Source organism: Methylophaga thiooxydans DMS010 (assembly GCF_000156355.1).
GTDB classification, from domain to species: Bacteria; Pseudomonadota; Gammaproteobacteria; order Nitrosococcales; family Methylophagaceae; genus Methylophaga; species Methylophaga thiooxydans.
In genome coordinates this window covers 85197-106924 of record NZ_GG657892.1, presented here as the reverse complement: position 1 = coordinate 106924, position 21728 = coordinate 85197, and the positions used below count along the sequence as shown (strand labels likewise).

At 46.7% G+C, this 21728-nt stretch carries 26 protein-coding genes and 1 other RNA gene; 18 read left to right on the top strand and 9 right to left on the bottom strand.

Annotated elements, in window-relative coordinates:
• Window positions 1-179 precede the first annotated feature (179 nt).
• The 8 genes from ffs (at window position 180) to infA (ending at window position 5878) form a co-directional block, all read left to right on the top strand.
• Window positions 180-276: signal recognition particle sRNA small type (gene ffs, locus MDMS009_RS16025), an RNA gene on the top strand.
• Window positions 277-314: 38 nt separating this feature from the next.
• A complete protein-coding gene (gene dnaX, locus MDMS009_RS04540) occupies window positions 315-2024 on the top strand; it encodes a DNA polymerase III subunit gamma/tau (protein ID WP_008290574.1) in 1710 nt (569 codons plus the stop codon).
• A gap of 16 nt (window positions 2025-2040) precedes the next feature.
• Window positions 2041-2349, top strand: coding sequence for a YbaB/EbfC family nucleoid-associated protein (locus MDMS009_RS04535; RefSeq protein WP_008290550.1), 309 nt, complete (start codon window positions 2041-2043; stop codon window positions 2347-2349).
• An 11-nt stretch (window positions 2350-2360) separates the two neighbouring features.
• Window positions 2361-2960 (top strand): recombination mediator RecR, encoded by a 600-nt coding sequence (gene recR, locus MDMS009_RS04530; RefSeq protein WP_008290531.1) that lies wholly within the window; start codon window positions 2361-2363, stop codon window positions 2958-2960.
• A gap of 29 nt (window positions 2961-2989) precedes the next feature.
• Window positions 2990-4174, top strand: a complete 1185-nt coding sequence (locus tag MDMS009_RS04525) for an EAL and HDOD domain-containing protein (protein ID WP_008290668.1) — start codon at window positions 2990-2992, stop codon at window positions 4172-4174.
• Window positions 4175-4177: 3 nt separating this feature from the next.
• Window positions 4178-4903 carry a leucyl/phenylalanyl-tRNA--protein transferase gene (aat, locus tag MDMS009_RS04520; protein ID WP_008290620.1) on the top strand — a complete coding sequence of 242 codons (726 nt, stop codon included), beginning with the start codon at window positions 4178-4180 and terminating at the stop codon, window positions 4901-4903.
• Complete coding sequence (locus MDMS009_RS04515) at window positions 4900-5601, top strand: arginyltransferase (RefSeq protein ID WP_008290666.1); 702 nt, start codon at window positions 4900-4902, stop codon at window positions 5599-5601. The genes aat and MDMS009_RS04515 overlap by 4 nt, the downstream gene beginning before the upstream one ends.
• Window positions 5602-5659: 58 nt before the next feature.
• Window positions 5660-5878, top strand: a complete 219-nt coding sequence (gene infA, locus MDMS009_RS04510; RefSeq protein ID WP_008290604.1) for a translation initiation factor IF-1 — start codon at window positions 5660-5662, stop codon at window positions 5876-5878.
• A 73-nt stretch (window positions 5879-5951) separates the two neighbouring features.
• Here infA and MDMS009_RS04505 read toward each other — a convergent pair whose 3' ends face one another.
• On the bottom strand, window positions 5952-6470 hold the full coding sequence (locus MDMS009_RS04505) for a disulfide bond formation protein B (protein WP_008290575.1): 519 nt from the start codon (window positions 6468-6470) through the stop codon (window positions 5952-5954).
• Between the two features lie 56 nt (window positions 6471-6526).
• Between MDMS009_RS04505 and MDMS009_RS04500 the strand changes: the two genes are divergently transcribed.
• A complete protein-coding gene (locus MDMS009_RS04500) occupies window positions 6527-7039 on the top strand; it encodes a zinc ribbon-containing protein (RefSeq protein WP_008290588.1) in 513 nt (170 codons plus the stop codon).
• A 4-nt stretch (window positions 7040-7043) separates the two neighbouring features.
• Here MDMS009_RS04500 and MDMS009_RS04495 read toward each other — a convergent pair whose 3' ends face one another.
• The 4 genes from MDMS009_RS04495 to MDMS009_RS04480 are packed head-to-tail and all read right to left on the bottom strand — an operon-like array spanning window position 7044 to window position 10179.
• Window positions 7044-8213 carry a cupin domain-containing protein gene (locus MDMS009_RS04495; protein ID WP_008290679.1) on the bottom strand — a complete coding sequence of 390 codons (1170 nt, stop codon included), beginning with the start codon at window positions 8211-8213 and terminating at the stop codon, window positions 7044-7046.
• Window positions 8210-8812: a histidine phosphatase family protein gene (locus MDMS009_RS04490; RefSeq protein WP_008290571.1), complete on the bottom strand. Its 603-nt coding sequence runs from the start codon at window positions 8810-8812 to the stop codon at window positions 8210-8212. The genes MDMS009_RS04495 and MDMS009_RS04490 overlap by 4 nt, the downstream gene beginning before the upstream one ends.
• Window positions 8813-9253 carry an NfeD family protein gene (locus tag MDMS009_RS04485; RefSeq protein WP_036314204.1) on the bottom strand — a complete coding sequence of 147 codons (441 nt, stop codon included), beginning with the start codon at window positions 9251-9253 and terminating at the stop codon, window positions 8813-8815.
• A gap of 2 nt (window positions 9254-9255) precedes the next feature.
• The gene (locus tag MDMS009_RS04480) at window positions 9256-10179 is read right to left on the bottom strand and encodes an SPFH domain-containing protein (protein ID WP_008290628.1); all 924 of its coding nucleotides are present in this window, start codon (window positions 10177-10179) and stop codon (window positions 9256-9258) included.
• A 132-nt stretch (window positions 10180-10311) separates the two neighbouring features.
• Here MDMS009_RS04480 and MDMS009_RS04475 point away from each other — a divergent pair, with 132 nt between their 5' ends.
• Window positions 10312-10974, top strand: a complete 663-nt coding sequence (locus MDMS009_RS04475) for a CsiV family protein (RefSeq protein ID WP_043887920.1) — start codon at window positions 10312-10314, stop codon at window positions 10972-10974.
• On the opposite strand, the gene MDMS009_RS04470 is transcribed toward MDMS009_RS04475, so the two are convergent.
• The gene (locus tag MDMS009_RS04470) at window positions 10952-11698 is read right to left on the bottom strand and encodes an S-methyl-5'-thioinosine phosphorylase (protein ID WP_043887919.1); all 747 of its coding nucleotides are present in this window, start codon (window positions 11696-11698) and stop codon (window positions 10952-10954) included. The two genes, MDMS009_RS04475 and MDMS009_RS04470, sit on opposite strands and share 23 nt — an antisense overlap.
• Before the next feature lies 1 nt (window position 11699).
• Window positions 11700-12239 (bottom strand): hypoxanthine-guanine phosphoribosyltransferase, encoded by a 540-nt coding sequence (locus MDMS009_RS04465; protein WP_008290653.1) that lies wholly within the window; start codon window positions 12237-12239, stop codon window positions 11700-11702.
• A 135-nt stretch (window positions 12240-12374) separates the two neighbouring features.
• On the opposite strand from MDMS009_RS04465, the gene MDMS009_RS04460 reads away from it, so the two are divergent.
• The 5 genes from MDMS009_RS04460 to MDMS009_RS04440 all read left to right on the top strand — a co-directional run bounded on the left by MDMS009_RS04460 (window position 12375) and on the right by MDMS009_RS04440 (window position 17202).
• Complete coding sequence (locus tag MDMS009_RS04460) at window positions 12375-13220, top strand: ABC transporter substrate-binding protein (protein WP_008290576.1); 846 nt, start codon at window positions 12375-12377, stop codon at window positions 13218-13220.
• Window positions 13213-13986: an ABC transporter ATP-binding protein gene (locus MDMS009_RS04455; RefSeq protein ID WP_008290654.1), complete on the top strand. Its 774-nt coding sequence runs from the start codon at window positions 13213-13215 to the stop codon at window positions 13984-13986. Before MDMS009_RS04460 ends, MDMS009_RS04455 begins: the two co-directional genes overlap by 8 nt.
• Window positions 13983-14951, top strand: coding sequence for a FecCD family ABC transporter permease (locus MDMS009_RS04450; protein WP_043887918.1), 969 nt, complete (start codon window positions 13983-13985; stop codon window positions 14949-14951). The genes MDMS009_RS04455 and MDMS009_RS04450 overlap by 4 nt, the downstream gene beginning before the upstream one ends.
• A 123-nt stretch (window positions 14952-15074) precedes the next feature.
• Window positions 15075-16559: a L,D-transpeptidase family protein gene (locus MDMS009_RS04445; protein ID WP_161596148.1), complete on the top strand. Its 1485-nt coding sequence runs from the start codon at window positions 15075-15077 to the stop codon at window positions 16557-16559.
• A gap of 55 nt (window positions 16560-16614) precedes the next feature.
• Entirely contained in the window at window positions 16615-17202 is a 588-nt protein-coding gene (locus MDMS009_RS04440) for a YcbK family protein (RefSeq protein WP_008290663.1), read from the top strand.
• Here the strand turns inward: MDMS009_RS04440 and MDMS009_RS04435 are convergent.
• Window positions 17199-17618 carry a hypothetical protein gene (locus MDMS009_RS04435; protein WP_008290539.1) on the bottom strand — a complete coding sequence of 140 codons (420 nt, stop codon included), beginning with the start codon at window positions 17616-17618 and terminating at the stop codon, window positions 17199-17201. The genes MDMS009_RS04440 and MDMS009_RS04435 overlap by 4 nt on opposite strands.
• Window positions 17619-17805: 187 nt before the next feature.
• Here MDMS009_RS04435 and trhO point away from each other — a divergent pair, with 187 nt between their 5' ends.
• Both trhO and ggt read left to right on the top strand, forming a co-directional pair.
• Window positions 17806-18795 carry an oxygen-dependent tRNA uridine(34) hydroxylase TrhO gene (trhO, locus tag MDMS009_RS04430; protein WP_008290632.1) on the top strand — a complete coding sequence of 330 codons (990 nt, stop codon included), beginning with the start codon at window positions 17806-17808 and terminating at the stop codon, window positions 18793-18795.
• Window positions 18796-18806: 11 nt separating this feature from the next.
• Complete coding sequence (gene ggt / locus MDMS009_RS04425; protein ID WP_008290611.1) at window positions 18807-20468, top strand: gamma-glutamyltransferase; 1662 nt, start codon at window positions 18807-18809, stop codon at window positions 20466-20468.
• On the opposite strand, the gene MDMS009_RS04420 is transcribed toward ggt, so the two are convergent.
• Window positions 20469-20930 (bottom strand): hypothetical protein, encoded by a 462-nt coding sequence (locus tag MDMS009_RS04420; protein ID WP_036314224.1) that lies wholly within the window; start codon window positions 20928-20930, stop codon window positions 20469-20471.
• A 32-nt stretch (window positions 20931-20962) separates the two neighbouring features.
• On the opposite strand from MDMS009_RS04420, the gene MDMS009_RS04415 reads away from it, so the two are divergent.
• Window positions 20963-21727 carry a TatD family hydrolase gene (locus tag MDMS009_RS04415; protein ID WP_008290647.1) on the top strand — a complete coding sequence of 255 codons (765 nt, stop codon included), beginning with the start codon at window positions 20963-20965 and terminating at the stop codon, window positions 21725-21727.
• The last annotated feature ends 1 nt before the right edge of the window (window position 21728 follow it).

Below are 21728 nucleotides of genomic sequence, written 5' to 3'. Positions count from 1 at the left end.
TCATAAACTTATTTAGGTTAATCAGGTATGCATTTGCCGCATTTCATCATAAAAACATCATCATTCCTTCGGCGCTTCGCTGGTAAGTCATTGTTTAGCAGGCTTAGAATTTCTTCGTTGTGCATGAGATGGAAAAGTGAATCATAAACGCATAGAATATTGCCTTCTATGGTGGCCTGCATCGGTCTCCTCGCGACGATATGTTGGTTACCCCGTCAGGCCCGGAAGGGAGCAGCGGAGCCTTCGGACTCGGGCGCCGAGATTCGGCTGGTGTGGGTCACCACCCTAATTATTTAACGGGTGGCGTATAACCGATGAGTTATTTGGTTCTGGCCCGCAAGTGGCGACCTAAATCCTTTGAGGAAGTAGTTGGACAGCAACACGTGTTGCGCGCCCTGATCAATGGCCTTGATCAAAACCGTCTGCACCATGCATTTCTCTTCTCCGGCACTCGCGGTGTCGGAAAAACCACCCTCGCCCGTATTTTCGCCAAATCGCTCAACTGCGAACAAGGTGTTAGCTCAACCCCCTGTGGCGTCTGTCAGAGTTGCACGGAAGTTGATAGTGGTCGCTTTGTTGATCTCATTGAAGTGGATGCGGCATCACGTACCAAAGTAGATGACACCCGCGAACTTCTAGACAACGTGCAATATGCACCGAGTCAGGGACGTTACAAGGTGTACTTGATTGACGAAGTACACATGCTCTCTACCAGCAGTTTCAATGCGCTGTTAAAAACATTAGAAGAGCCACCGCCGCACGTTAAATTTCTATTCGCGACTACCGATCCACAAAAACTACCGGTCACTATTTTATCGCGCTGTTTGCAATTCAACCTGCGACGACTCGAACTGACACAGATTAGTGACCACTTACGCTATCTGCTTGAACAAGAAACCATCAAGGCTGAACCGGAAGCATTGGAACAACTGGCGCGTGCCGCTGATGGCAGCATGCGTGATGCTCTAAGCTTGCTGGATCAGGCCATTGCTTTTGGCGGCGGTGAAGTCACCAGTGAAAGCGTGTTCCAAATGCTTGGTAGCATCAGTCAGGATCAACTGATTCTGATCCTCGATGCGTTATTGAAACAGGATGGTAAAGCGCTTCTAGCCCAATCTGCAGAATTGGCGGCATTAGGTCGTGACTTTCATGTTGTATTCGATTTTCTGTTATCGGCATTGCAACAAATTGCCACGCTACAGTTAGTGCCCGATCTTGAACCCGTGGAAGCTAATTCGCCACAGCTGACTGAACTGGCGGCACAGTTTGACCCTGAGACCATTCAACTCCTCTATCAGATTGCGCTTCATGGCAAGCGAGACCTCTCTTGGGCGGCTGATCCAAAAAGCGGATTTGATATGACGCTGATGAGGATGTTGAGCTTTCAGCCCACAACACCGCCAGAGGTCGGGGACGAACCGCTAAAAAAGTCGCCGCCACCCCGTAAGCCGGTCGTGTCATCACCACCGGCGAGTGAGGCGATGACCACAAAATCAGTCTCTGTATCGACATCGCCTGCGGTCAAACAAGCGCTAATAGAACCTGATATAGCGCCAAAGCCCCAAATTAAACCAGATGTCATTGCCGCTAATGAGCCAGAGCCCATAGACAACACGCTTATTTCGGTTGATTTATCACCGGCGAACTGGACACAGATCATCGCTGAGCTTAAGTTATCAGCGTTAGCGCATCAGCTTGCTGAAAACAGTGCGCTGGTAAAATGTGAACAACAATCTGTTTATTTATCGTTATCGCCTGAACTGGGCCATTTGGCAACAGACAACTCCAAACAAAAACTACAAAAAGCGTTGTCAAAAAAACTAGGGCAAGACTTAAAACTGGTTTTTGCTGATGCCGATACAACGTTTGAGACAGGACCAACGCTGGCTGTTGAACGTGCCGAGCAACAGGCAGTCAAACAACAACAAGCGATCGAATCTATTCATAATGATCCGACGGTTGAAATCATCAAAAATACCTTTAATGCCCGTATAATTGAGCATTCAATCAAACCGATAGATTAAATTAAGAGGAATTGCCATGAAAGGTGGATTAGGCAACCTGATGAAGCAAGCTCAGGAAATGCAAGCCAATATGGAAAAAGCCCAACAAGAACTGGCTAATGTGGAAGTCACTGGCCAATCTGGTGGTGGTATGGTCAAAATCACGATGACCGGTAAACATGATGTGAAGCGCGTTGAAATCGAAGACACCCTGTTCGAAGACGATAAAGAGATGTTGGAAGATTTAATTGCCGCTGCTATCAACGATGCTAACCGTCAAGTTGAGAAAACAACACAAGACCGCATGTCAGGCATGATGCCACCCGGCATGAAAATGCCATTCTAAACGGATAATTTATGGCCAGTCTTGGACCCAGTATAGATGAGCTGATCAGTGCCCTGCGTTGCTTACCGGGTGTTGGTCCAAAATCAGCTCAACGCATGACCTTCCATCTTTTAGAACGAAACAGAGAGGGAGGTGCGCATCTGGCTAAAGCATTAATGGACGCTTTAGATAACGTTCAGCACTGCCGTCGTTGCAGAATTTTATGTGAAAGTGATATCTGCATCCGCTGTCAGGATGAACGCCGGCAGCAAGATCAGCTATGTATTGTTGAAATGCCAAGTGATGTCCTTGCCATTGAGCAAGCTACCCACTACAAAGGTCAATATTTTGTCCTCTCGGGGCATCTTTCGCCCTTGGATGGTATTGGCCCAGAGGCCTTAGGCATACCACGATTAATCGAATGGCTGGACGAGAAGACAATATTGGAAGTCATTCTCGCGACGAATCCCACCGTGGAGGGCGAGGCGACCGCTCACTACATCAGCGAGCTTGCCCGAGAACGTCAGATTAAAGTGACCCGACTAGCCCACGGCATTCCACTAGGTGGTGAGCTAGAGTTTATTGACAGTGGTACACTGTCACATGCATTCTCAGGTCGCGAATCGATTTGAGGTCTGACTGCTAACGAGAGCAATTGCCTATGGCCGAACAACAAGCGCCTTTTGAACTGCTGAAGACATTCTCCGGTCTCATTCATCGTCAGCCCTTGTTTATGACATCGCAGCTAGATGTCGATAGCTATCATTTATCTTTTCTGGATATTCATGGTCAAAAGCTTAACGATGATGCAGAAGTTCCAGACTTCATGGCGCAATTGCCCTCTATCTTGCCAGCGATTAATCATCGTCAAAAAGCCCTATTAACCATACCTGAGTCTTGGCAAGATGCTTTGCTGAAACTGCATGATATTGGCATGGAGCTGACCCTCGATATTGATAACGTGGATGCACCAAAGGTTAATAACAAAGCGTTTAGCTTTGCACGTCATGCCAATGAAGTGAATGGCCATGGCCAAAGTAAAACCCTGTTAATCGATTTACAGCAATTTAAGCCACAAGAATTAAGTAGCCAACTCACTCAATGGCGACAATCACATCAAATTCTTTGTGCTACCAATGTCAATGCGGCAGAACAGTATCAATTTTGCAAAACACATGATTTGGATCTACTACAAGGTATTTTTTATACCTTGCCGGAAGCAAACGATAATGCAAAAGTAGCCCCCTCTACTCAGACACTGATGGAACTACTGGTCAAATTACAAGAACCAAATGTCGAACCTGAAGATTTAGCTGACACCATAAATCAAGACGTGACACTGAGTTACAAACTACTGCGACTGATCAATTCTGCTTTCTTTGGTTTACCACGCGAAGTCAGTAACACCAAAGAAGCAGTGGTGATGCTGGGACAAAATAAAGTAAAAACCTGGGCCAGTCTGTTATGCCTTTCGGGAATGGACGATAAACCAAACGAGTTGCGCAGTGTGGCAATGACCCGGGCACGTATGTGTGAACTTTTGGCAAAATATTATCAGGGCCAATCTGATAACTTTTTTGCTGTTGGTTTGTTCTCGACCCTTGATGCTTTGATAGATAAGCCATTGGCAGATATTATTGAGAAACTACCCTTGTCGCCAGAGCTTAAGATTGCATTAACGGAACATCAAGGCCCTGCCGGTTTTGCTTTGAAAGATACCTTGCATTATGAAAGAGCGCAGTGGACTGAACTTGAAAACTCCCCCATACCACACGAAGTACTGGCCAGAATCTATCTAGATTCAATAAACTGGGCTAAAGAACTTAATTTACAACTACAAGATTAAATTATGTCTATCACTTGGTTAGCGGCCACCACCCACAGTCGCTTTCCTCCTGTCGAACAAGCGACGGAGCACGGCCTCTTGGCTGCAGGCGGCGATCTCTCGGCACAGCGTCTATTAGATGCTTATCAGCACGGTATTTTCCCTTGGTTCAATAAAAACGACCCCATACTCTGGTGGTGTCCGGACCCGCGTATGGTTTTATTTACAGACGAGGTACGAATTAGCAAAAGCCTCAACAAAAAATTACGCAAAAAAACCTTCACGGTAACGTTTGATCAAGCCTTTGAAGAAGTCATGCAGGCCTGTTCGGCACCGCGCGCTAATCAACCCACCGATCCAGATAATCGCACATGGATTCACGATGATATGATCGAAGCATACAAAGAGTTACACCGATTGGGGTATGCTCATAGTGTGGAGTGCTGGCAACAAAACAAGCTGGTTGGCGGTCTTTATGGTGTAGCCATCGGCAAAGCATTTTTTGGGGAATCTATGTTCAGTTTTGTAACAGACAGTTCAAAGGTTGCACTGGTAACACTTTGCCAGCAGTTACATCGTTGGGGTGTGCCATTGATTGACTGCCAAATATATTCCGATCATCTATCAAGTATGGGGGCGGCTGAAATACCGCGAGCGCTGTTCATAGAACACTTACAGCTTTTATGCAAAGACACTGTACTGCCGGCAGCCCCATGGCAGATAGATAACGACCTAACGGCAAGCGAATGAGCCTCAATTTCTATCAGGATCAACCTCATGCCTGCTCCTATCTGGAAGGAAGGCGTGCACGCAATATTTATCCTGATCCCAACAAACCCGTCAATAAAACCGTCTACAGCCATTTAATTGCCCATGGTTTTCGGCGGAGTGGCGATCATATCTATCGCCCTTTCTGCCCCGACTGTGAAGCCTGTGTTCCCGTTAGAATTAATTTAAACGAATTTAAACCTAACCGTAGCCAGCGCCGTTGCCTGCAATATAACCGTGATATTCAAATCAAAGTAAAACCAGCCGAATTCAATCATGCGCACTTTGAACTCTATTGCCGTTACCTTGCCGGTCGCCATCCGGGTGGCGGCATGGATAACCCCAGTGCAGAAAGCTATGTCAATTTCCTCACCAGCAGTTGGTCGGATACAGCGTTTGTTGAATTCTGGCTAGAACATAAACTGGTGGCGGTAGCGGTAACCGACTTTATTATTGATGGCGCCTCGGCGTTTTACACTTTTTTTGACCCCAATATGCCCAAGCGAGGCTTAGGCACCTTCGCCATACTTAAACAGATCGAATTGGCAAGAAACTATGATCTTTCATGGCTTTACCTTGGTTACTGGATAGAAGAAAGTCCCAAGATGCGTTACAAAACTAAGTTCTCTGCATTAGAAGCCTACCGCTCTAAATGGTATAGGCTTGATAAAAAACTTTGAATAATCAGTGAGATTACGGCAAAATAGTCGTTTTACTCCAAGGTCATTAAAGACATTTATGGCAAAAGAAGAACATATTGAATTTGAAGGCACTGTAATTGACACAATGCCCAATACCACTTTCCGAGTCGAGCTGGAGAACGGCCATGTCGTCACAGCCCATATCTCAGGTAAGATGCGTAAGAACTACATCCGTATTTTGACTGGCGATAAAGTCACCGTACAGTTGACACCTTACGATCTCAGTAAAGGCCGTATCGTTTACCGCGCACGCTAGTTAATTGGCCATGCCCAGCATGGCATCTCCCCTCTTTAATTTCTCACCACGCAAGGAAACAGGCGCATCTGATTCAGATGAAGTCAGGTTGTTTATGTCTGCCAAATAGTTGCTTCAGACCGACGAGTATCATCACCACAAACGCGACTAGCGTCCATGCTGGTATGCTCAATCCCAAAAAGGTCCACAACACGTCAGCGCATTCCCCAGATCCTCTGAGCACCATATCGATCGCCTGAGAAATAGGAAAGTTATCCAGAATAAAGTTGAGACCGGGGCCACAACTTGGCACCTGCTCCTCCGGTACGCTCTGTAACCAGACATGGCGGCCAGCGATAGCAGCGCCAAGCCCAGCAGCCAACACCACAAGGAATCCGTACACACGCCGCCCACCACTAATGGGGTTATGCATCGCTCCTAACAGAAAGACGATTCCCACCACCAATACCAGCAAGCGCTGCACTATGCACAACGGGCAAGGATCAAGATGTTCAATGAACTGAAAGTAGCCAGCTACCAGTAACATACTCAAACAGACTAAAAAGCCTGTTAAAAAGACCCCGCGAAATGAATTCAAAATGGTTTCCTCCACTACAATAATCTGTGCTAACTTAACCTAAAAGGCTCGATGATTAAAGGAGTAATGCGATGAACCAAGAAGATTTTGAAAAAAAACTGATTGCCGCATACGACAAAATGATGGAACGAGTGAATGGTTTCCTCGATGACGCCGAGCAGCAAGCTATGCCTGCATTGCAGCGCAACATCGACAAAGCAAAACAACGTGCCGTAGAGTTACGTGAGCTAAGCGCCGAAGAAGCTGAAAAAGTAGGCGCCTATCTCAAGCGTGACCTGCATGAAGCCGCAGATTATCTGGAGCACACCGGTAAAGAGTTTTCTAGCTGGTTTACCTTTGATTTACATCTGGTTGAAGAGCGCATGTTCGACTTTTTTGCCAGTGCGGCTGACAAAACCCGTCTTGAACTGAATCGTTTGGCATCACAGGCGAGAAAGGCACAGCAGTATCACACGGGTGAAATTGCAGCGATTGGCACACTGGTTTGTGTCGATTGTGGCTGTGAAATGCATTTTAAGAAAACAAGCCGCATTCCGCCATGTCCTAAATGCCACAAAACGTCGTTCAAACGCAGTCGTAACTAACGGCTCAGTGTGACTGCCAGTACCAGCAGCCTATTGCGACCAGCTCTTCCAATAAGTTGGTCGCCGCGGCAGACTGTATTTGCGTCCAGTGAAGAGCCTGAATCGGTTCAGTCCCCGTTAAGATGGGCATAATGCTACGAACTGCTTTATCGGCCTGATAAGTCTCTCCTGCGGCAAATAGCTGAACAGACTCCTCATTCTCAGCCCAGGCGATTCGTATATAAGGGTTGCGGTGAAGTTGCTCACCTTGGGAAAAATACTCAGCTAATGAAACGTTATCGCTGTCAGCAATCAACTCATCGGCTAACAATTCCAGGCTGGGCTTGGTTTCCGTTAGCAGCCGTCCAACAGCATCCAAAAGCACATCATCTGAATCCTCGATACATTTTATCAAGCTCTGTTTAAATCGACGCAAGGCAGAGCGATCAATATATTTATCATCATCACACACCTTTAATTCAGGATCGCGATAACGTTGCTGCCCGACTTCATGCTCTGACAGACTATGCATAAAGGCATCTAACAGCTCAAGTTGCGTAGGCGCTCGAAAACCAATCGAAAAGGTCATACAATCATTCAACGCCACGCCATGATGTGCAAAATGTGGTGGTAGATACAGCATATCGCCGGGCTGCAAATCCCAAACATCATCGGCATCGAATTGTTTAAGAATTTTTAACTCTAATCCGTCGATAAATTCTGCTTCCACCACGGGTGTCTGACTGATCGCCCAACGACGCGTCCCCTGCGCCTGTAATAAAAACACATCATAGCCATCGGTATGAGGGCCGACACTGCCGCCCTCAGGCGCAAAACTCACCATCAAATCATCACGCCGCCAATCAGGAATAAAGTCGAATTTGGCCATAACCTCGGTTAATTCCGGTACATGCTTATCCACATCCTGGACTAACAAAGTCCAGTGGCTAGCAGGTAACTTGGCAAAGTCAGCCTCAGTGAACGGCCCATCATTGACTTGCCAGGGTCCCAACTCCCCCTGCTCCTGTATTAAGCGGGACTCAATATCCGCCTCACAGGCTAATCCAGCAAGCTCTTCGGCTGATAGTAATGCATCCATTTGGGGCCATGCTTGACGTATCAGTAATGGTTTTTTTTGCCAAAATTGCGTGAGAAATTGTTGCTGTGTTAGCTCGGTGTTAAAAAAAACCGTCATAGTTGTCCTGCGTGAAACTTTAATTGTGTGTATGCATGACTTCCAGAACCATGCACATCAACTCGACTAAGGCTGGCATAGGGCACATCGATACGTAAAGCCGACGCAACTGGCATATCTAAAACATGAGATAGAATAATACGTATGGTGCCTGCGTGCGCAATTAGCAAAATATGTCGTTGCTGATACTGCACTAGCAAATCCTGCCAAGCGGCGATAACACGTTGTTGAAAAGCAAGTAATGGCTCAGCACCAGGGGGCGTGTTCTGAATAGGATCATCATAAAACGCATAAAAAGCCGGTTTATCCGCACTTTCAAGAGCCTCAGCAGTTTGCCCTTCCCACTCACCAAAACTCATTTCGATAAACTCGGGCTCGTAACTTAACGGTAGGTCCGTATCACGGCTTAATGCCTCAGCAAACGCTGCACAGCGCTTTAGTGGTGATGTTAAAATTTGCTGCCAAGGTTTATTGACTGGCATTTTTTCCTGCATTTGCTGCCAGCCTAAATCGGATAAAGGGTGATCGATTTGCCCTCGATAGCGTTTACCCCCTTGAGGTTCCCCATGGCGCAACAAATCGATCGTCGTCTTATCCATTCACTCAATGACTTCCACAGTAAAAACAACATTATCTAGCCCTGTTATCCGTACTTTTTTACCCGCAGCACAATCAGGCCCTCGCACTTTCCAGGTCGAATCGTCGAGTTTAATTTTCCCTACACCATCAGCAATAGGCGCTGATAGTGTCACTGTTCGGCCGATATACTGAGCGCCCCGGCGATTGAGGTTAGGTTGATCACTAACAATCGGGTTTTTCAGATAATAATGCCGCCACATGACAATACTCAACACTGACAATACGGCAAATAGCATCAATTGATATTCCCAGCCAAGTTGTGGAAACAACAGTAACGCAAGTCCCGTCAGAAATGCCGCAATCCCAAGCCACAGAGCAAAAAAACTGGGAGCAAGGATTTCAATAGTGACCAGCACCACTGCAAAAATCCACCAATGCCAAAAATCAATCACAAAAGGCATAGTCAGGCTCCTTTTTTAGCAAACGCTTCTTTTGCTAACTCAGTGATGCCAGCGATCGAGCCGATAACATTACTCGCTTCAAGCGGCATCATAATGATTTTATGATTATCAGCTGAAGCCATATCTTTCAGGGCTTCTACATACTTCTGAGCCACAAAATAATTGACTGCCTGAATGTCTCCTTTAGCAATGGCTTCCGATACCATCGTGGTTGCCCGCGCTTCTGCTTCTGCTAAGCGTTCTCTGGCTTCCGCATCACGAAATGCCGCTTCTCTTCGACCTTCGGCATCCAACACGGCGGCTTGTTTTTCACCTTCGGCACGCAAAATCTCTGATTGCCGATCACCTTCTGCATCCAAAATATTGGCACGTTTTTCCCGTTCAGCCTTCATTTGACGACCCATGGCTTCCACCAAGTCTGCCGGCGGTGCAATATCTTTAATTTCGATACGGGTTACCTTAACCCCCCATGGCGTGGTCGCATCATCGACAACATTGAGTAATTTAGCGTTAATATCGTCACGCCTGGACAGTAACTCGTCCAAATCCATCGAGCCCATCACGGTACGAATATTTGTCATGGTGAGATTGAGAATAGCGTTATCCAGACCGCTCACTTCATAGGCCGCTTTGGCCGCATCAATAACTTGAAAAAACACCACGCCATCGACGCGCACCATGGCATTATCTTTGGTGATAATTTCCTGTGATGGCACATCCAACACCTGTTCCATCATATTAATTTTGGCGCCGATACTGTCAATTACCGGTGTAATGAAGTTCAATCCCGGGCTTAATGTCCGTGTATAACGGCCAAAGCGTTCAACGGTATATTCTCTGCCCTGCTGCACTGACTTGACGCCCATCAGAACAACAACGACTGCGAGCACTAGGAAAAACAGTGCAAAACTCGAAAATCCATCCATTTCTTTTCTCTCCAGTTTTATCAATATTTATCAGAGTCGATAATAGCAGTATTCGATTTTTTCGGGCAGTTACTTGAATAGCGTAGAGAGATCAGTGGACAATAAGCACTAATTCAACGATGCAAGGTTGCTATGAAAACTGACTCTCGATTTGCTAGATTTGCCGTCGCTGTAGCGATGATGATGCTGAGTTGCAGTGCATATGCACAGCAGTGGTATCACGTCGAGTTAGTGGTATTCGAACGTTTCAGTGGTGCGAATGCCGAGCATTGGCCGATGATGGGACAAATCCGTAACGGCACAGTCAGTCCGCAAATGGCAAACAACTACATCCAACCCGCAGCGGTTGACTCGCTGGCAGGCGTGGCACAACGCTTAAAAAATGCTTCAAATTACCGCGTTCACTTTCATAAAGCCTGGCAACAACCGATGCTGAGTAAAGCCAGTGCTAAGGGTGTGCAAGTCAGTTCTGCTAATAACTTGGTCGAAGGTCAAATAAAACTCTATCGCGTTAACTATCTGCACGCTGATATTGATCTATGGTTTAAGGAAAATGGTGCCGAAAAAAGCAACTGGTCAACGGCTTCACCTGACGGTGTGGAATTGGGCGGCCCTAGGAACCCTCACCTAGCGCAAATTCGCCGCATCAAAAAAAATGAACTGATTTATTTTGATCACCCTCGCCTTGCCGCGATTTTACAAATCAGCCCGGTAGCGGCGCCGGCAGCTGCCGTTTCTAAATCGCCTGAAAGCTATTCTTTACCAGACACGGCTAACTCTGATGCAGCGCAATAACGCCTGCGATTAACAGTCTGATGTTATCAATCCCATCAACCAGGGTCTCACTAATCTGTTGCATGGTGAGCTCACCCTCTGCAATACCTGCAGCCCAGTTTGCTACCACCGCCAAAGTAGCATAATTCAACTCCAGCTCTCTGGCTAAATACGCTTCCGGCATCCCCGTCATGCCGACCATATCACAGCCATCTTGTGCCATACGTCGAATCTCAGCCGCCGTCTCAAGTCTAGGTCCCTGTACTGCACCGTAAGTGGCGCCCGCTATCACCTTAAGCTGCTTTGTTGTGGCGGCTTGAAGAATGTTTTGGCGTAACGATTCCGTATAGGGCCACGTAAAATCAATGTGTTTGTCGACGCTAAAATCATCACTATAAAAACTCTGTTCGCGACCATAGGTGTAGTCAATCAATTGATCCGGGACAGCCAGAGCGCCAGGGCCGAAATCAGCCGTAATGCCTCCCACTGCTGCCACGGCTATTATATCCGTCACACCGAGCTGACTCAGAGCGTGAATATTGGCGCGATAGTTAATTTTGTGTGGCGCTATCGCATGGTTGTCACCATGTCTCGGCAAAAATGCCACTTCAGACTGTCCCAGCTTGCCGATAGTAATTGCTGCAGAAGGTTTTCCGTAAGGCGTATCCAAGACAACCACATCACTAACCACTAGCTCCGGATAACGAGACAATCCACTGCCGCCGATAATGCCCATTAGACTCATATCAGGATTCCTTCAGGGCATAAATAGCGGGAAGATTGCGCCAGTATCCTTCAACGTCCAGACCAAAACCGAATACATAACGGTCTGGCACTGTCAGACCGACATATTCAGGCGGTGGTCCTACTTTCTGGTCTCGTTGTTTATCTAACAGCGTAACGCAACGTACTGACAACGCGCCGGCATGAGAGCAATAGTCCCGCAGCGCCGTGACGGTAATACCTTCATCATAGATATCCTCAATCAACACCACATGACGATTGTTTATCTCCGTGTTCGGTTCTGCGCGCCATAACAAGTCCCCGCCTACCGTTTTGTCGCCATAACGACTGGCATGGATGTAATCAAGTTCCATTTTGAATGTCAGCCTTGGTAATAAGTGTCCTGCTGTCATCACCGCACCATTCATCACACACAACATAAGCGGGTTTTTGTCGGCATACTCTTTAAAAAGATGGTGTGCTAACTGATCCATTGCCTGATTAATGTCATGCATGCTGTAAAGCAGTTCTGACTGAGCCAAAATGGCTTCGTATTCTGTCATTGCATTCTCTCTGTGTTGCAAGGGCTTTATAATGTCAGTTTTGTGCCCGGGAAGTTAGTCATGCGCCGATTCTGGCCGCTATTAGTGTTTATCGTCATGCTTGTTGTCATTTGGCTCCGCCCTGAGCTAAATCAAATGACCGCTGAGGTACAAAACAAATCAAACTACCAGCGTATTATTTCGCTGTCACCCAGTATTACCGAAACCGTGTACGCCCTCGGTCTCGGTGATAAGCTCATTGCTGTCACAGATTATTGTGATTACCCGGTCACAGCACAGGATTTACCCAAAGTTGGCGGTTATACCGACACCAGTTTGGAAGCCGTTGTGGCGCTACAACCGGATTTGGTCATCATGCTTAAAGCGCAGCAAAAATTACGACAACAACTTGAAAGCTTAGGCATCCAAACGCATCAGGTTGATAACAGTCAATTGCTGGGCATACAGGCAGGAATAGCCAGTATTGGGCAACGCACTGGCAGCGAGAAGCAAGCGAATCTGATGCTTGATGCTATCAAACAGCAAATTGAGCAGGTTCAAGCAAAAGTGAACGATTTGCCGAGCGTAGCGACACTGGTTTCGATAGCGCATTACGTGAATGATGAGCAGCTTGATACGGTCTACGTCGCTGGTCAACATGATTTTTATAATGATCTTCTTAAGATAGCCGGAGGTAAAAACGTCTACACAGGCACGCATATTATGGTGCCATCAGTAACGGCTGAGGGCGTTATTCGTATGAACCCAGATGTTATTATCGACGTTTTTCCAGAAGCAGACGACCACAATAGCGATATGGACCAAGTCAAGCGACAATGGCAAACACTAACATCTGTCAGCGCTGTGCAATCCGGCCGCGTCCATATTATTCAACGCGATTATGCCAGCGTTCCCGGCCCGCGAGTGTTCAAGTTATTGCCTGAAATCGCTGAGCTGTTACATCCTGAAATCAACTGGGCGGACACCAAAACGGATGATTGAAGTTAACGGTTTATCAGTCAAAATTCATAAAACAGCATTACTGGAAGCCATTCAATTTCATATTGCCGAAGGTGACCATCTTGTCGTTGTGGGTCCGAATGGCTCAGGTAAAAGTACCTTACTAAAAAGTCTGCTCGGCATAATTGCTGTAGCCGCTGGTGAAGTACGCATCAAAGGTAAACCGCTCGCAGAATACTCACAACGTGAATTAGCCCGCCTTATCAGCTATGTGCCTCAAAGCAGTGGCAAACAACTTCCCTTTGAAGTGGAAGATTTTATTAAAATGTCACGCTACGCCTATCACACAGCCTTATCTGACTGGACACCTGACGACCAAGCCGCTTTAGACGATGCTTTACGAATTACCAATACAACACAGTTTCGCCACCGCCAAATGACAACGTTAAGTGGTGGCGAATGCCAGCGCGTGATGATTGCTGCGGCGTTGTGTCAGCAAACGCCCGTGATGGTGTTGGATGAACCCACCAGTTATTTGGATCCTCATCATCAAGTCGAAGTACATCAACTCATTTCTCGGCTTAATCAACAGTTGGGTATAACCGTTGTTGAAGTCAGCCATGATATTAATCATGCCGGTCAGCAAGGCAGACATGTCCTTGCCCTACAACAAGGCAAAAGCCTCTGGTATGGCCCGGGCGAGGCTTTCCTGGAAGCGGAAAGACTTAAAACTCTCTACCAACAAGAGTTTGTGTTCGTGCCCCACCCTCATAGTGGACGCATTATTGCCTTGGCAGATCCACAATGAAAAAACCTCTTTACCTGTTAGTTTTCCTGTCTGTGGTAAGCCTTGCCTTACTAGGCTTAGCGCCCTTCGTGGGTTTGACGGAGATCACAAATAACGTTGTCAGAGAGCAGATCTTATTTGATATCCGCCTACCTCGTGCTTTATTTGCCTTTGTTGCCGGTAGTGGTCTGGCGTTGTGTGGCATGGTGTTTCAAGCCATGTTTCATAATCCACTAGCGACACCGTTTACACTCGGCGTTGCCAGTGGTGCATCATTTGGTGCTGCTGTTACGGTGTTTCTGGGCTTGAGCTTTTCTTTACTGGGGTTTGATGCCGTTACTGTGGGCTCATTCCTTGGGGCATTGCTGGCCATTAGCTTTGTCTATGGCATCAGTCAATTCCGCTACGGATTTTCAGGCGAAACTCTGCTGTTAACAGGCGTCGCCACCAGCTTTTTCTTTTCCAGCCTGATTTTATTCACGCAATACCTCAGCAATATCAACGATTCATTCCGCATTATGCGCTGGTTAATGGGCAGCCTTAGCGTGACTGGTTATCAGCAACTGATGCAATTGTTACCCATAGTGACTGTCTCCAGTGCCATTATCATCTGGCTGAGCCGTGAATTGAATCTGTTAATGGCTGGCGATGATATTGCCATCAGCCGAGGTGTGGCAGTGAAACGCGTGCGCTATTTATTATTTTTGACCACCTCACTCTGCGTTGGTGGCATCGTTGCATTGTGTGGGCCCATCGGCTTTGTAGGTATGATGGTGCCACATATTTGTCGCTTGATTATTGGCACCGATCATCGCTGGTTAATACCGGCCACGCTGATGTTTGGCGGCGGCTTTTTGATCCTCTGCGATACCGTCGCCAGAATTGTTATTGCACCTGCTGAGCTTCCTGTCGGCGTCATCACGACCTTGTTAGGTGGCCCGTTCTTTTTGTGGCTGCTGGTTCGTAGTCGCAAACCAGCGACTTGACCGCGTTTTATGCACATGTGAAGATAAAATCAGTGCGCTGATAGCAACGTCGACGAGGCAGCTTTGAAGGCAAGTGATAGTCTGGTTCTAATTTTCCTGGTGATGGGGCTAAGCTCATCGCTGATGGCAAAGGCACAGCCACAATCACTACCCGCTCCTGACCATCCCCAGCTCAGCATTTTCACAGAGCAGCAGCAATTTGTCTGGTTAGACGACCTCTCATTGACCGCTCAAGCAAAGGATGCGCTGAGTTTCATCAAAGCCGCCGCGATTCACGGCCTTGATCCTGAAGACTACCATTTCAGCCTATTACATAAATTATCCCAACAACCGACTATCGAACTCGCGCGTTATTTCGATACGTTACTCACGGATGCCATGTTAGATCTGATCCACGACTTGGCTATCGGCAGACTCGATCCCGCCCAAGCGGATCCGACATGGTTTATTCCCCGAGATAAAGTCAACCCGGCAGAAGAGCTACAAAAGGCCTTACTCAACCCCTATATCAAAAACGTACTCAATAAATTATTGCCGCCATTGCCGCAATACCATCAACTGACGCATTTTTTATCGCAATACCGAGGTTATCAGTTGCGCGGTGGCTGGCAAACAGTACCAACAATGCCCTTGTTACGACCAGGTGACAGCCATCAGCATGTTCCATCCTTACGCGCACGTCTTATTACTGAAAACCCCAGTCTGAATCTTATAGAAGTGGAACAGACAACCATTTATGACAGACAACTGGTCGAAACAGTCAAACAGTTTCAAGCACGGCATGGTCTAAAAATAGACGGTATTGTAGGGTCAGAGACACGGGCAGCCTTAAACCAATCAGTTGATGACTTGATCACAAAAATCAGGGTTAACCTTGAACGTTTTCGTTGGCTGCCTGATGACTTGGGTAAACGCTATCTACTCGTTAACTTAGGCAGTCACCAATTAAGCGCTGTCGAAGACGGTCAGATTAAACTCAACATGAAAGTCATTGTCGGTAAGAGTCAACGTGCCACACCCAGCTTCAATAGCGCGATGACACATCTTGTGATCAATCCATACTGGAATGTGCCACACAAACTGGCGCGACGCGATCTATTACCCAAACAACAAGCGAATCCTGATTATTTTTTCCTCAATGAATTTAATCTATTTTTACGCAATGCTGAGGTTCACACCCCGGTGGACCCTTACCGCATCAATTGGGATGAAGTCAGCGCACTTTCCAGTGAGTTCCCTTATCGTCTGCAACAACGACCGGGGGAATTAAACGCCCTTGGCAGACTTAAATTTATGTTTCCAAACCCGTGGAATATTTATTTGCATGACACCCCCGACAAAGCGTTGTTCTCAGAAAATCAGCGAAATTTCAGCTCGGGTTGTATCCGCGTAGAAGACCCGTTGGCTTTAGGCCAATTTAGTCTGAATGAAAATAATGCTCAAAGCTGGCTTCAATCACAAATTGACAGTGGGCAGAACCGCGGCCGAAAACTTGAAACACCACTACCGGTATATGCTGTTTACTTCACCATTTGGCCCGACCAAGGCGAAGTGCGCTTCTCGCCTGACCCGTATGGTCGAGACAGCACTATCGCTAAACGCTTGTAATAAAAAATAAATTAACTATAATTGTACAAATTTTGAACAACCATCAGGGGGCCGTATGTCGGCAAAAATAATCCGCAAGGGACGCGCCATTGATAGTGAAACCTGTCAATTCAGAAGACGTCTTTTGCAGATAGGCATCGGTGCCACGGCCTCACTGGCGATGCCAAATGCCTTTGCCAATATGCTGAAGCAACCTGAACGTAGTATCGCCCTGCTCAACCTTCACACTGGTGAACACGTAAAAGCCACTTACTGGGCTGAAGGTCAATATCAATCTAGTGAATTAGCGGCTATCAATCGTGTTCTACGTGATCATCGTACCGGTGATATCAACGATATTGATAGCAACTTGATTGAAATGCTTAACCTGCTGCATCACAAAATGCTTGGTAAACAACCTTTTCATGTCATTTCTGGTTACCGTTCGCCCAAAACCAATGCACTGTTAAGACAAAACAGTGATGGTGTTGCCAAGAAAAGTCTGCATATGCAAGGTAAAGCCATTGATGTCAGGTTGCCGGGTAGAGAGTTAAACGAGCTACAAAAATCGGCATTAAACCTGAAAGTGGGTGGTGTAGGCTATTATCCAGGCTCCGACTTTATTCATATTGACACCGGTCGCGTTCGTAATTGGCAGGGTTAGTCAGCGACCGCTTCTAATTCGTCGATGAGACGTTGCGCCAAATCGCGAAAATGACTCATTTTCTTTTGGTATTCCTGACTGAATTTGTCGTGTTCCTTGCGCATCGCACTATGACTTTTTTCCATGCGATCGTGAATCTTTCGTTGTTGAGAAATATCTGAGACATTACTGTCATCCAACGTATTTAGATTGACCAGTCCGCGATAGTAATGAGACAAATCTTGATTATGGCGATCGATACGATGCTTATGTTGTTCAAGCTTCAAAGAATGTTCGGGTAAGGCTTTTTCCATCATGTACAACAAGGCGACTAATCGCTGCGTTTCATGTTGCCAGTCATAAATCTCCTGCTGCCAACGCGAATCGTCATCTTGCCAATGTTGATTACTAAGTTTTAGCTGCTCCCGCTCATCCATATTTACTCACTCCAATGTGATTGAGTTTACAGTTCATCCGCTGAGCCTTAATCAGCTAATCATAACGCTGCTGACTAAAAAAGAAAATTGAATCTGTCACAGGTATTCACATCTGCGCTATCACAGGCGGACAAGTGATATAAATCCAAGTAAAATAACGTTTTAAAAGTTTAATTCAGGAAAAACCATGTCTGAGATAGTTGTCTGTGCGCTCTACAAGTTTGTCACTTTAGATAATTACCAAGCGCTAAAACAGCCACTCCTCACTTTTATGCTTGAGCGTGACGTTCGCGGCACGTTGTTACTGGCAAAAGAAGGGATTAATGGCACCGTCGCGGGTTCGCGCTCTGCTATTGATGCTTTGCTTGAGTATTTGCAGCAAGATGAACGTCTTCAGCCTATCAGTTATAAAGAGTCTTTCACCGACTCACCACCTTTTATGCGTACGCGGGTTAAGCTAAAAAAAGAAATTGTGACTATGGGCGTTGATGGCATTGACCCCAAGCAAGCAGTCGGCACTTACGTCAAACCACAACAATGGAATCAGTTAATTTCTGAGCCCGACGTATTACTCATCGATACGCGAAATGATTATGAAGTTCAGGTCGGTACATTTAAAAATGCCGTCAATCCAAAAACAGAGAGTTTCCGCGAATTTCCAGACTACGTAAAATCTCAACTTGACCCAAACAAACATAAAAAAGTCGCGATGTTTTGCACTGGCGGCATTCGCTGTGAAAAATCCACCGCGTTCCTCAAAGAACAGGGCTTTGACGAAGTTTATCATTTGGAAGGTGGCATTCTTAAGTACCTGGAAGATGTGCCCGAACAGGAATCAATGTGGGAAGGTGATTGTTTTGTGTTCGACGATCGCGTCACCGTAAATCATCAATTGGAAAAAGGCGATTATGACCAGTGCCATGCCTGCCGACTGCCAATTACTGAACAAGACAAACAAAGCCCGCTCTACCAAAAAGGCGTCAGTTGCCCGCATTGTTATGAACAAACCAGTGAAGAGCAAAAAGCCCGCTTTGCTGAACGTGAAAAACAAATCCAATTGGCCAAACTCAGAGGCGAAGCCCATATTGGCATCGAGACAGCTGAAACAGCAGAATTGCACCGAGCTGAAAAACGTCGTCGTCGCGAACAGGATCAGCTAGCGGCTAAGAAACAATAGTAAGGCAAATTATGCTGCGACACCTTTTTGTCTTTTTCCTCTGTGTCAGTGCGTCGCTGAGTTGGGCAAATACGCATCATGCCGCTATTGCCAGTGCGCATCCACTGGCCACGCAGGCGGGATTTGATATTCTCAACCGTGGTGGTAATGCCTTTGACGCTGCCGTTGCCGTCACCGCAGCATTAGCCGTAGTAGAGCCAGCAGGTTCAGGCTTGGGTGGTGGAGGTTTCTGGCTACTGCATCGTGAGCACGACCAAATGCAGCTTATGATCGATGGACGTGAAATGGCGCCGGGCGCCGCTCATCGTGATATGTATTTGAACCAAACGGGCGAGTTTGAGACAAACACCGCACTGAATGGTCCACTCGCAGCCGGCATCCCCGGCGTGCCTGCCGCGATGGTGCACCTAAGCCAAAAATACGGTCACTTACCCCTGAGCATAAGCTTACAACCAGCCATTGAGTACGCAGAAAACGGCTTTGCCGTGAGCGAAGGCTATCAATATTTAGCGCAATTTCGGCATAGCATTTTAAGCCAGTTCACATCCAGCGCTGAGATATTTCTGAAGGACGGAGAAGTCCCAGAACTTGGCAGCCTTATCAAACAAAAAGACTTAGCACACACATTAAAACAGCTAGCCGACAAAGGGCAGCAAGGCTTCTATGCTGGTGATGTCGCTAACAAACTTGTTTCATCAGTGAAACAACATGGTGGTATTTGGAGCTTGAACGATCTCGCTAGCTACCAAATCAAAGAACGAGCCCCCGTTCAAGGCCACTATCAAGGCTATGACATTACCTCTGCCGCTTTACCCTCTTCCGGCGGCATTGTCTTGATGCTCGCTTTAAATCAACTGGCACAGTTCGATTTAACACAAGCCGATGACACGCAGAAACACCATCTAATAATCGAAAGCCTGCGCCGGGCCTATCGTGAGCGTAGCCGCTATCTCGGTGATAGCGACTTTGTTACCGTGCCTGCTTTTTTGACGAATCCAGCCTACGCAAAACAACTGAGCCAGGATATTGATCAGTATCACGCCAGTGCCAGCCAAGCTGTTGAGCATCGTAATCCTCAAGGCGAAAATACGACGCACTTCTCCATCATCGACGATCAAGGTAATCGAGTAGCGGCAACACTGAGCATTAACTATCCGTTTGGTTCAGGCTTTGTTGCCGAGGGTACTGGCGTATTACTCAATGATGAAATGGATGATTTTTCAGCCAAAGTCGGGGCAGCTAATGTCTATGGCCTGGTAGGTAATGAAGCCAATGCTATCGCGCCCTATAAGCGCCCACTTTCCAGTATGTCACCGACATTCGTTGAAAATGATGACGCTATTTTCATCACCGGAACACCCGGTGGCAGCCGCATCATCAGCATGGTGTTGCTCAGTGTGCTTGACTTTATTGAGGGTAGAACTGCACAACACATCGCAGCGGCTCCCCGTTTCCATCACCAATATTTACCCGACGAGGTGCAAGTCGAAAATCAGGGCTTTGAAGATACTCAGTTAGAGGCACTGATAGAACGAGGTCATCGTATAAAGATGCTTAACCGGCAGTATGGTGATATGCAGTTGATTACAGTCAATAAACAGACAAAACAGGTACAGGCGGCCAGTGATCCTCGCGGTGAAGGGCTTGCCATCAGCCAACCCATCACACGATAATCAAAGCTTCATTTTATCGGGCATAATGCCTTTTCTTGCCTGTGCTAATGCGCTAGTTTCGGCAATAATCAACCAAATAATAACCAGCGATACCGGTAATAAGCAGAACCATCCCGCTATGGCTAGCTGTATCATTCGCATTGAGTCATCACTTTGCCATTGCAAGATTGCCCAACTCACACCAAATAACGCCGCTGCAATCAGGTATGAGACCAGCAATAATCGACAGCGGTGCCAAGCAAGTTGCCAATGTGCTTGTTCTAATTCAGTTTTTAGTTTTTTGCTGTATGCCTTTCTGGCAATTGAGGCTATCATAAGAACCGATCCCAGTAAGGATAAGCCAAAGATCAGCCAGAGATTTTCAGTGCCAAATAATACTGCAGGCACCAGAAAATGAAATAAAGCCAGATTAAACATCACTCGCTCGTGTGCTTGACTGGCCGGATGCACGAATTCAGACATGATGATCCCTTTTTTTCAATAAAGGTAGCCCCATGTTGCATTTAATTGATAGCCATTGCCACCTGGATTTTCACACTTTCGATCACGACCGTGAAGCCGTTTTATCGCGCTGTGTCGAGCAGGAAATCAGGGATATCATTGTGCCTGGCGTTACTCACAACAGCTGGCCCCGATTAATAGACATTTGTGCCCAAAATTCGATGCTACATTTAGCTTTGGGGCTACATCCGATGTTTATGCATGAACACCAAAGCAGCGATGTAGAAGCGTTAGACTGGGCCATTAATGACTATCAACCTATCGCTGTAGGTGAAATTGGTCTCGATTATTACCTTCCTGGTCATGATAAAAAGGCGCAAATGGCGTTATTTGAAGCCCAGATTAAGCTTGCTGAAAAATTTGAGTTACCCGTCATTTTGCATGTGCGAAAAGCGCACGATGAAGTCCTAAAAGTGCTACGCGAGCATTCGCTTAAAGGGGGCATTGTTCACGCATTTAACGGTAGCCTGCAGCAGGCTGAGTTTTATCACAAGCTTGGCTTTTTATTTGGTGTCGGGGGGGCATTGACCTACCCGCGAGCACAAAAACTACAAGGCTTATTTAAAGCTTTGCCCATGGACTCTATCGTTTTAGAGACCGATGCACCTGACATGCCATTAGCCGGACATCAAGGTGAACGCAACACGCCTGAAATGATCCCTATCATTTTAGACACACTCACAGAGATTCGAAGTGAGACACGATCTCAAATCGCCACAGCCACCACGCGTAACTGTAAGCAATTATTCGGCTTTTAAA

Bases quoted from the DNA above. Each gene is read 5' to 3' on its own strand.
- dnaX (WP_008290574.1), top strand. From the start codon at position 315: ATGAGTTATTTGGTTCTGGCCCGCAAGTGGCGACCTAAATCCTTTGAG.
- MDMS009_RS04535 (WP_008290550.1), top strand. From the start codon at position 2,041: ATGAAAGGTGGATTAGGCAACCTGATGAAGCAAGCTCAGGAAATGCAA.
- recR (WP_008290531.1), top strand. From the start codon at position 2,361: ATGGCCAGTCTTGGACCCAGTATAGATGAGCTGATCAGTGCCCTGCGT.
- MDMS009_RS04525 (WP_008290668.1), top strand. From the start codon at position 2,990: ATGGCCGAACAACAAGCGCCTTTTGAACTGCTGAAGACATTCTCCGGT.
- aat (WP_008290620.1), top strand. From the start codon at position 4,178: ATGTCTATCACTTGGTTAGCGGCCACCACCCACAGTCGCTTTCCTCCT.
- MDMS009_RS04515 (WP_008290666.1), top strand. From the start codon at position 4,900: ATGAGCCTCAATTTCTATCAGGATCAACCTCATGCCTGCTCCTATCTG.
- infA (WP_008290604.1), top strand. From the start codon at position 5,660: ATGGCAAAAGAAGAACATATTGAATTTGAAGGCACTGTAATTGACACA.
- MDMS009_RS04500 (WP_008290588.1), top strand. From the start codon at position 6,527: ATGAACCAAGAAGATTTTGAAAAAAAACTGATTGCCGCATACGACAAA.
- MDMS009_RS04495 (WP_008290679.1), bottom strand. From the start codon at position 8,213: ATGACGGTTTTTTTTAACACCGAGCTAACACAGCAACAATTTCTCACG.
- MDMS009_RS04490 (WP_008290571.1), bottom strand. From the start codon at position 8,812: ATGGATAAGACGACGATCGATTTGTTGCGCCATGGGGAACCTCAAGGG.
- MDMS009_RS04485 (WP_036314204.1), bottom strand. From the start codon at position 9,253: ATGCCTTTTGTGATTGATTTTTGGCATTGGTGGATTTTTGCAGTGGTG.
- MDMS009_RS04480 (WP_008290628.1), bottom strand. From the start codon at position 10,179: ATGGATGGATTTTCGAGTTTTGCACTGTTTTTCCTAGTGCTCGCAGTC.
- MDMS009_RS04475 (WP_043887920.1), top strand. From the start codon at position 10,312: ATGAAAACTGACTCTCGATTTGCTAGATTTGCCGTCGCTGTAGCGATG.
- MDMS009_RS04470 (WP_043887919.1), bottom strand. From the start codon at position 11,698: ATGAGTCTAATGGGCATTATCGGCGGCAGTGGATTGTCTCGTTATCCG.
- MDMS009_RS04465 (WP_008290653.1), bottom strand. From the start codon at position 12,239: ATGACAGAATACGAAGCCATTTTGGCTCAGTCAGAACTGCTTTACAGC.
- MDMS009_RS04460 (WP_008290576.1), top strand. From the start codon at position 12,375: ATGACCGCTGAGGTACAAAACAAATCAAACTACCAGCGTATTATTTCG.
- MDMS009_RS04455 (WP_008290654.1), top strand. From the start codon at position 13,213: ATGATTGAAGTTAACGGTTTATCAGTCAAAATTCATAAAACAGCATTA.
- MDMS009_RS04450 (WP_043887918.1), top strand. From the start codon at position 13,983: ATGAAAAAACCTCTTTACCTGTTAGTTTTCCTGTCTGTGGTAAGCCTT.
- MDMS009_RS04445 (WP_161596148.1), top strand. From the start codon at position 15,075: ATGGCAAAGGCACAGCCACAATCACTACCCGCTCCTGACCATCCCCAG.
- MDMS009_RS04440 (WP_008290663.1), top strand. From the start codon at position 16,615: ATGTCGGCAAAAATAATCCGCAAGGGACGCGCCATTGATAGTGAAACC.
- MDMS009_RS04435 (WP_008290539.1), bottom strand. From the start codon at position 17,618: ATGGATGAGCGGGAGCAGCTAAAACTTAGTAATCAACATTGGCAAGAT.
- trhO (WP_008290632.1), top strand. From the start codon at position 17,806: ATGTCTGAGATAGTTGTCTGTGCGCTCTACAAGTTTGTCACTTTAGAT.
- ggt (WP_008290611.1), top strand. From the start codon at position 18,807: ATGCTGCGACACCTTTTTGTCTTTTTCCTCTGTGTCAGTGCGTCGCTG.
- MDMS009_RS04420 (WP_036314224.1), bottom strand. From the start codon at position 20,930: ATGTCTGAATTCGTGCATCCGGCCAGTCAAGCACACGAGCGAGTGATG.
- MDMS009_RS04415 (WP_008290647.1), top strand. From the start codon at position 20,963: ATGTTGCATTTAATTGATAGCCATTGCCACCTGGATTTTCACACTTTC.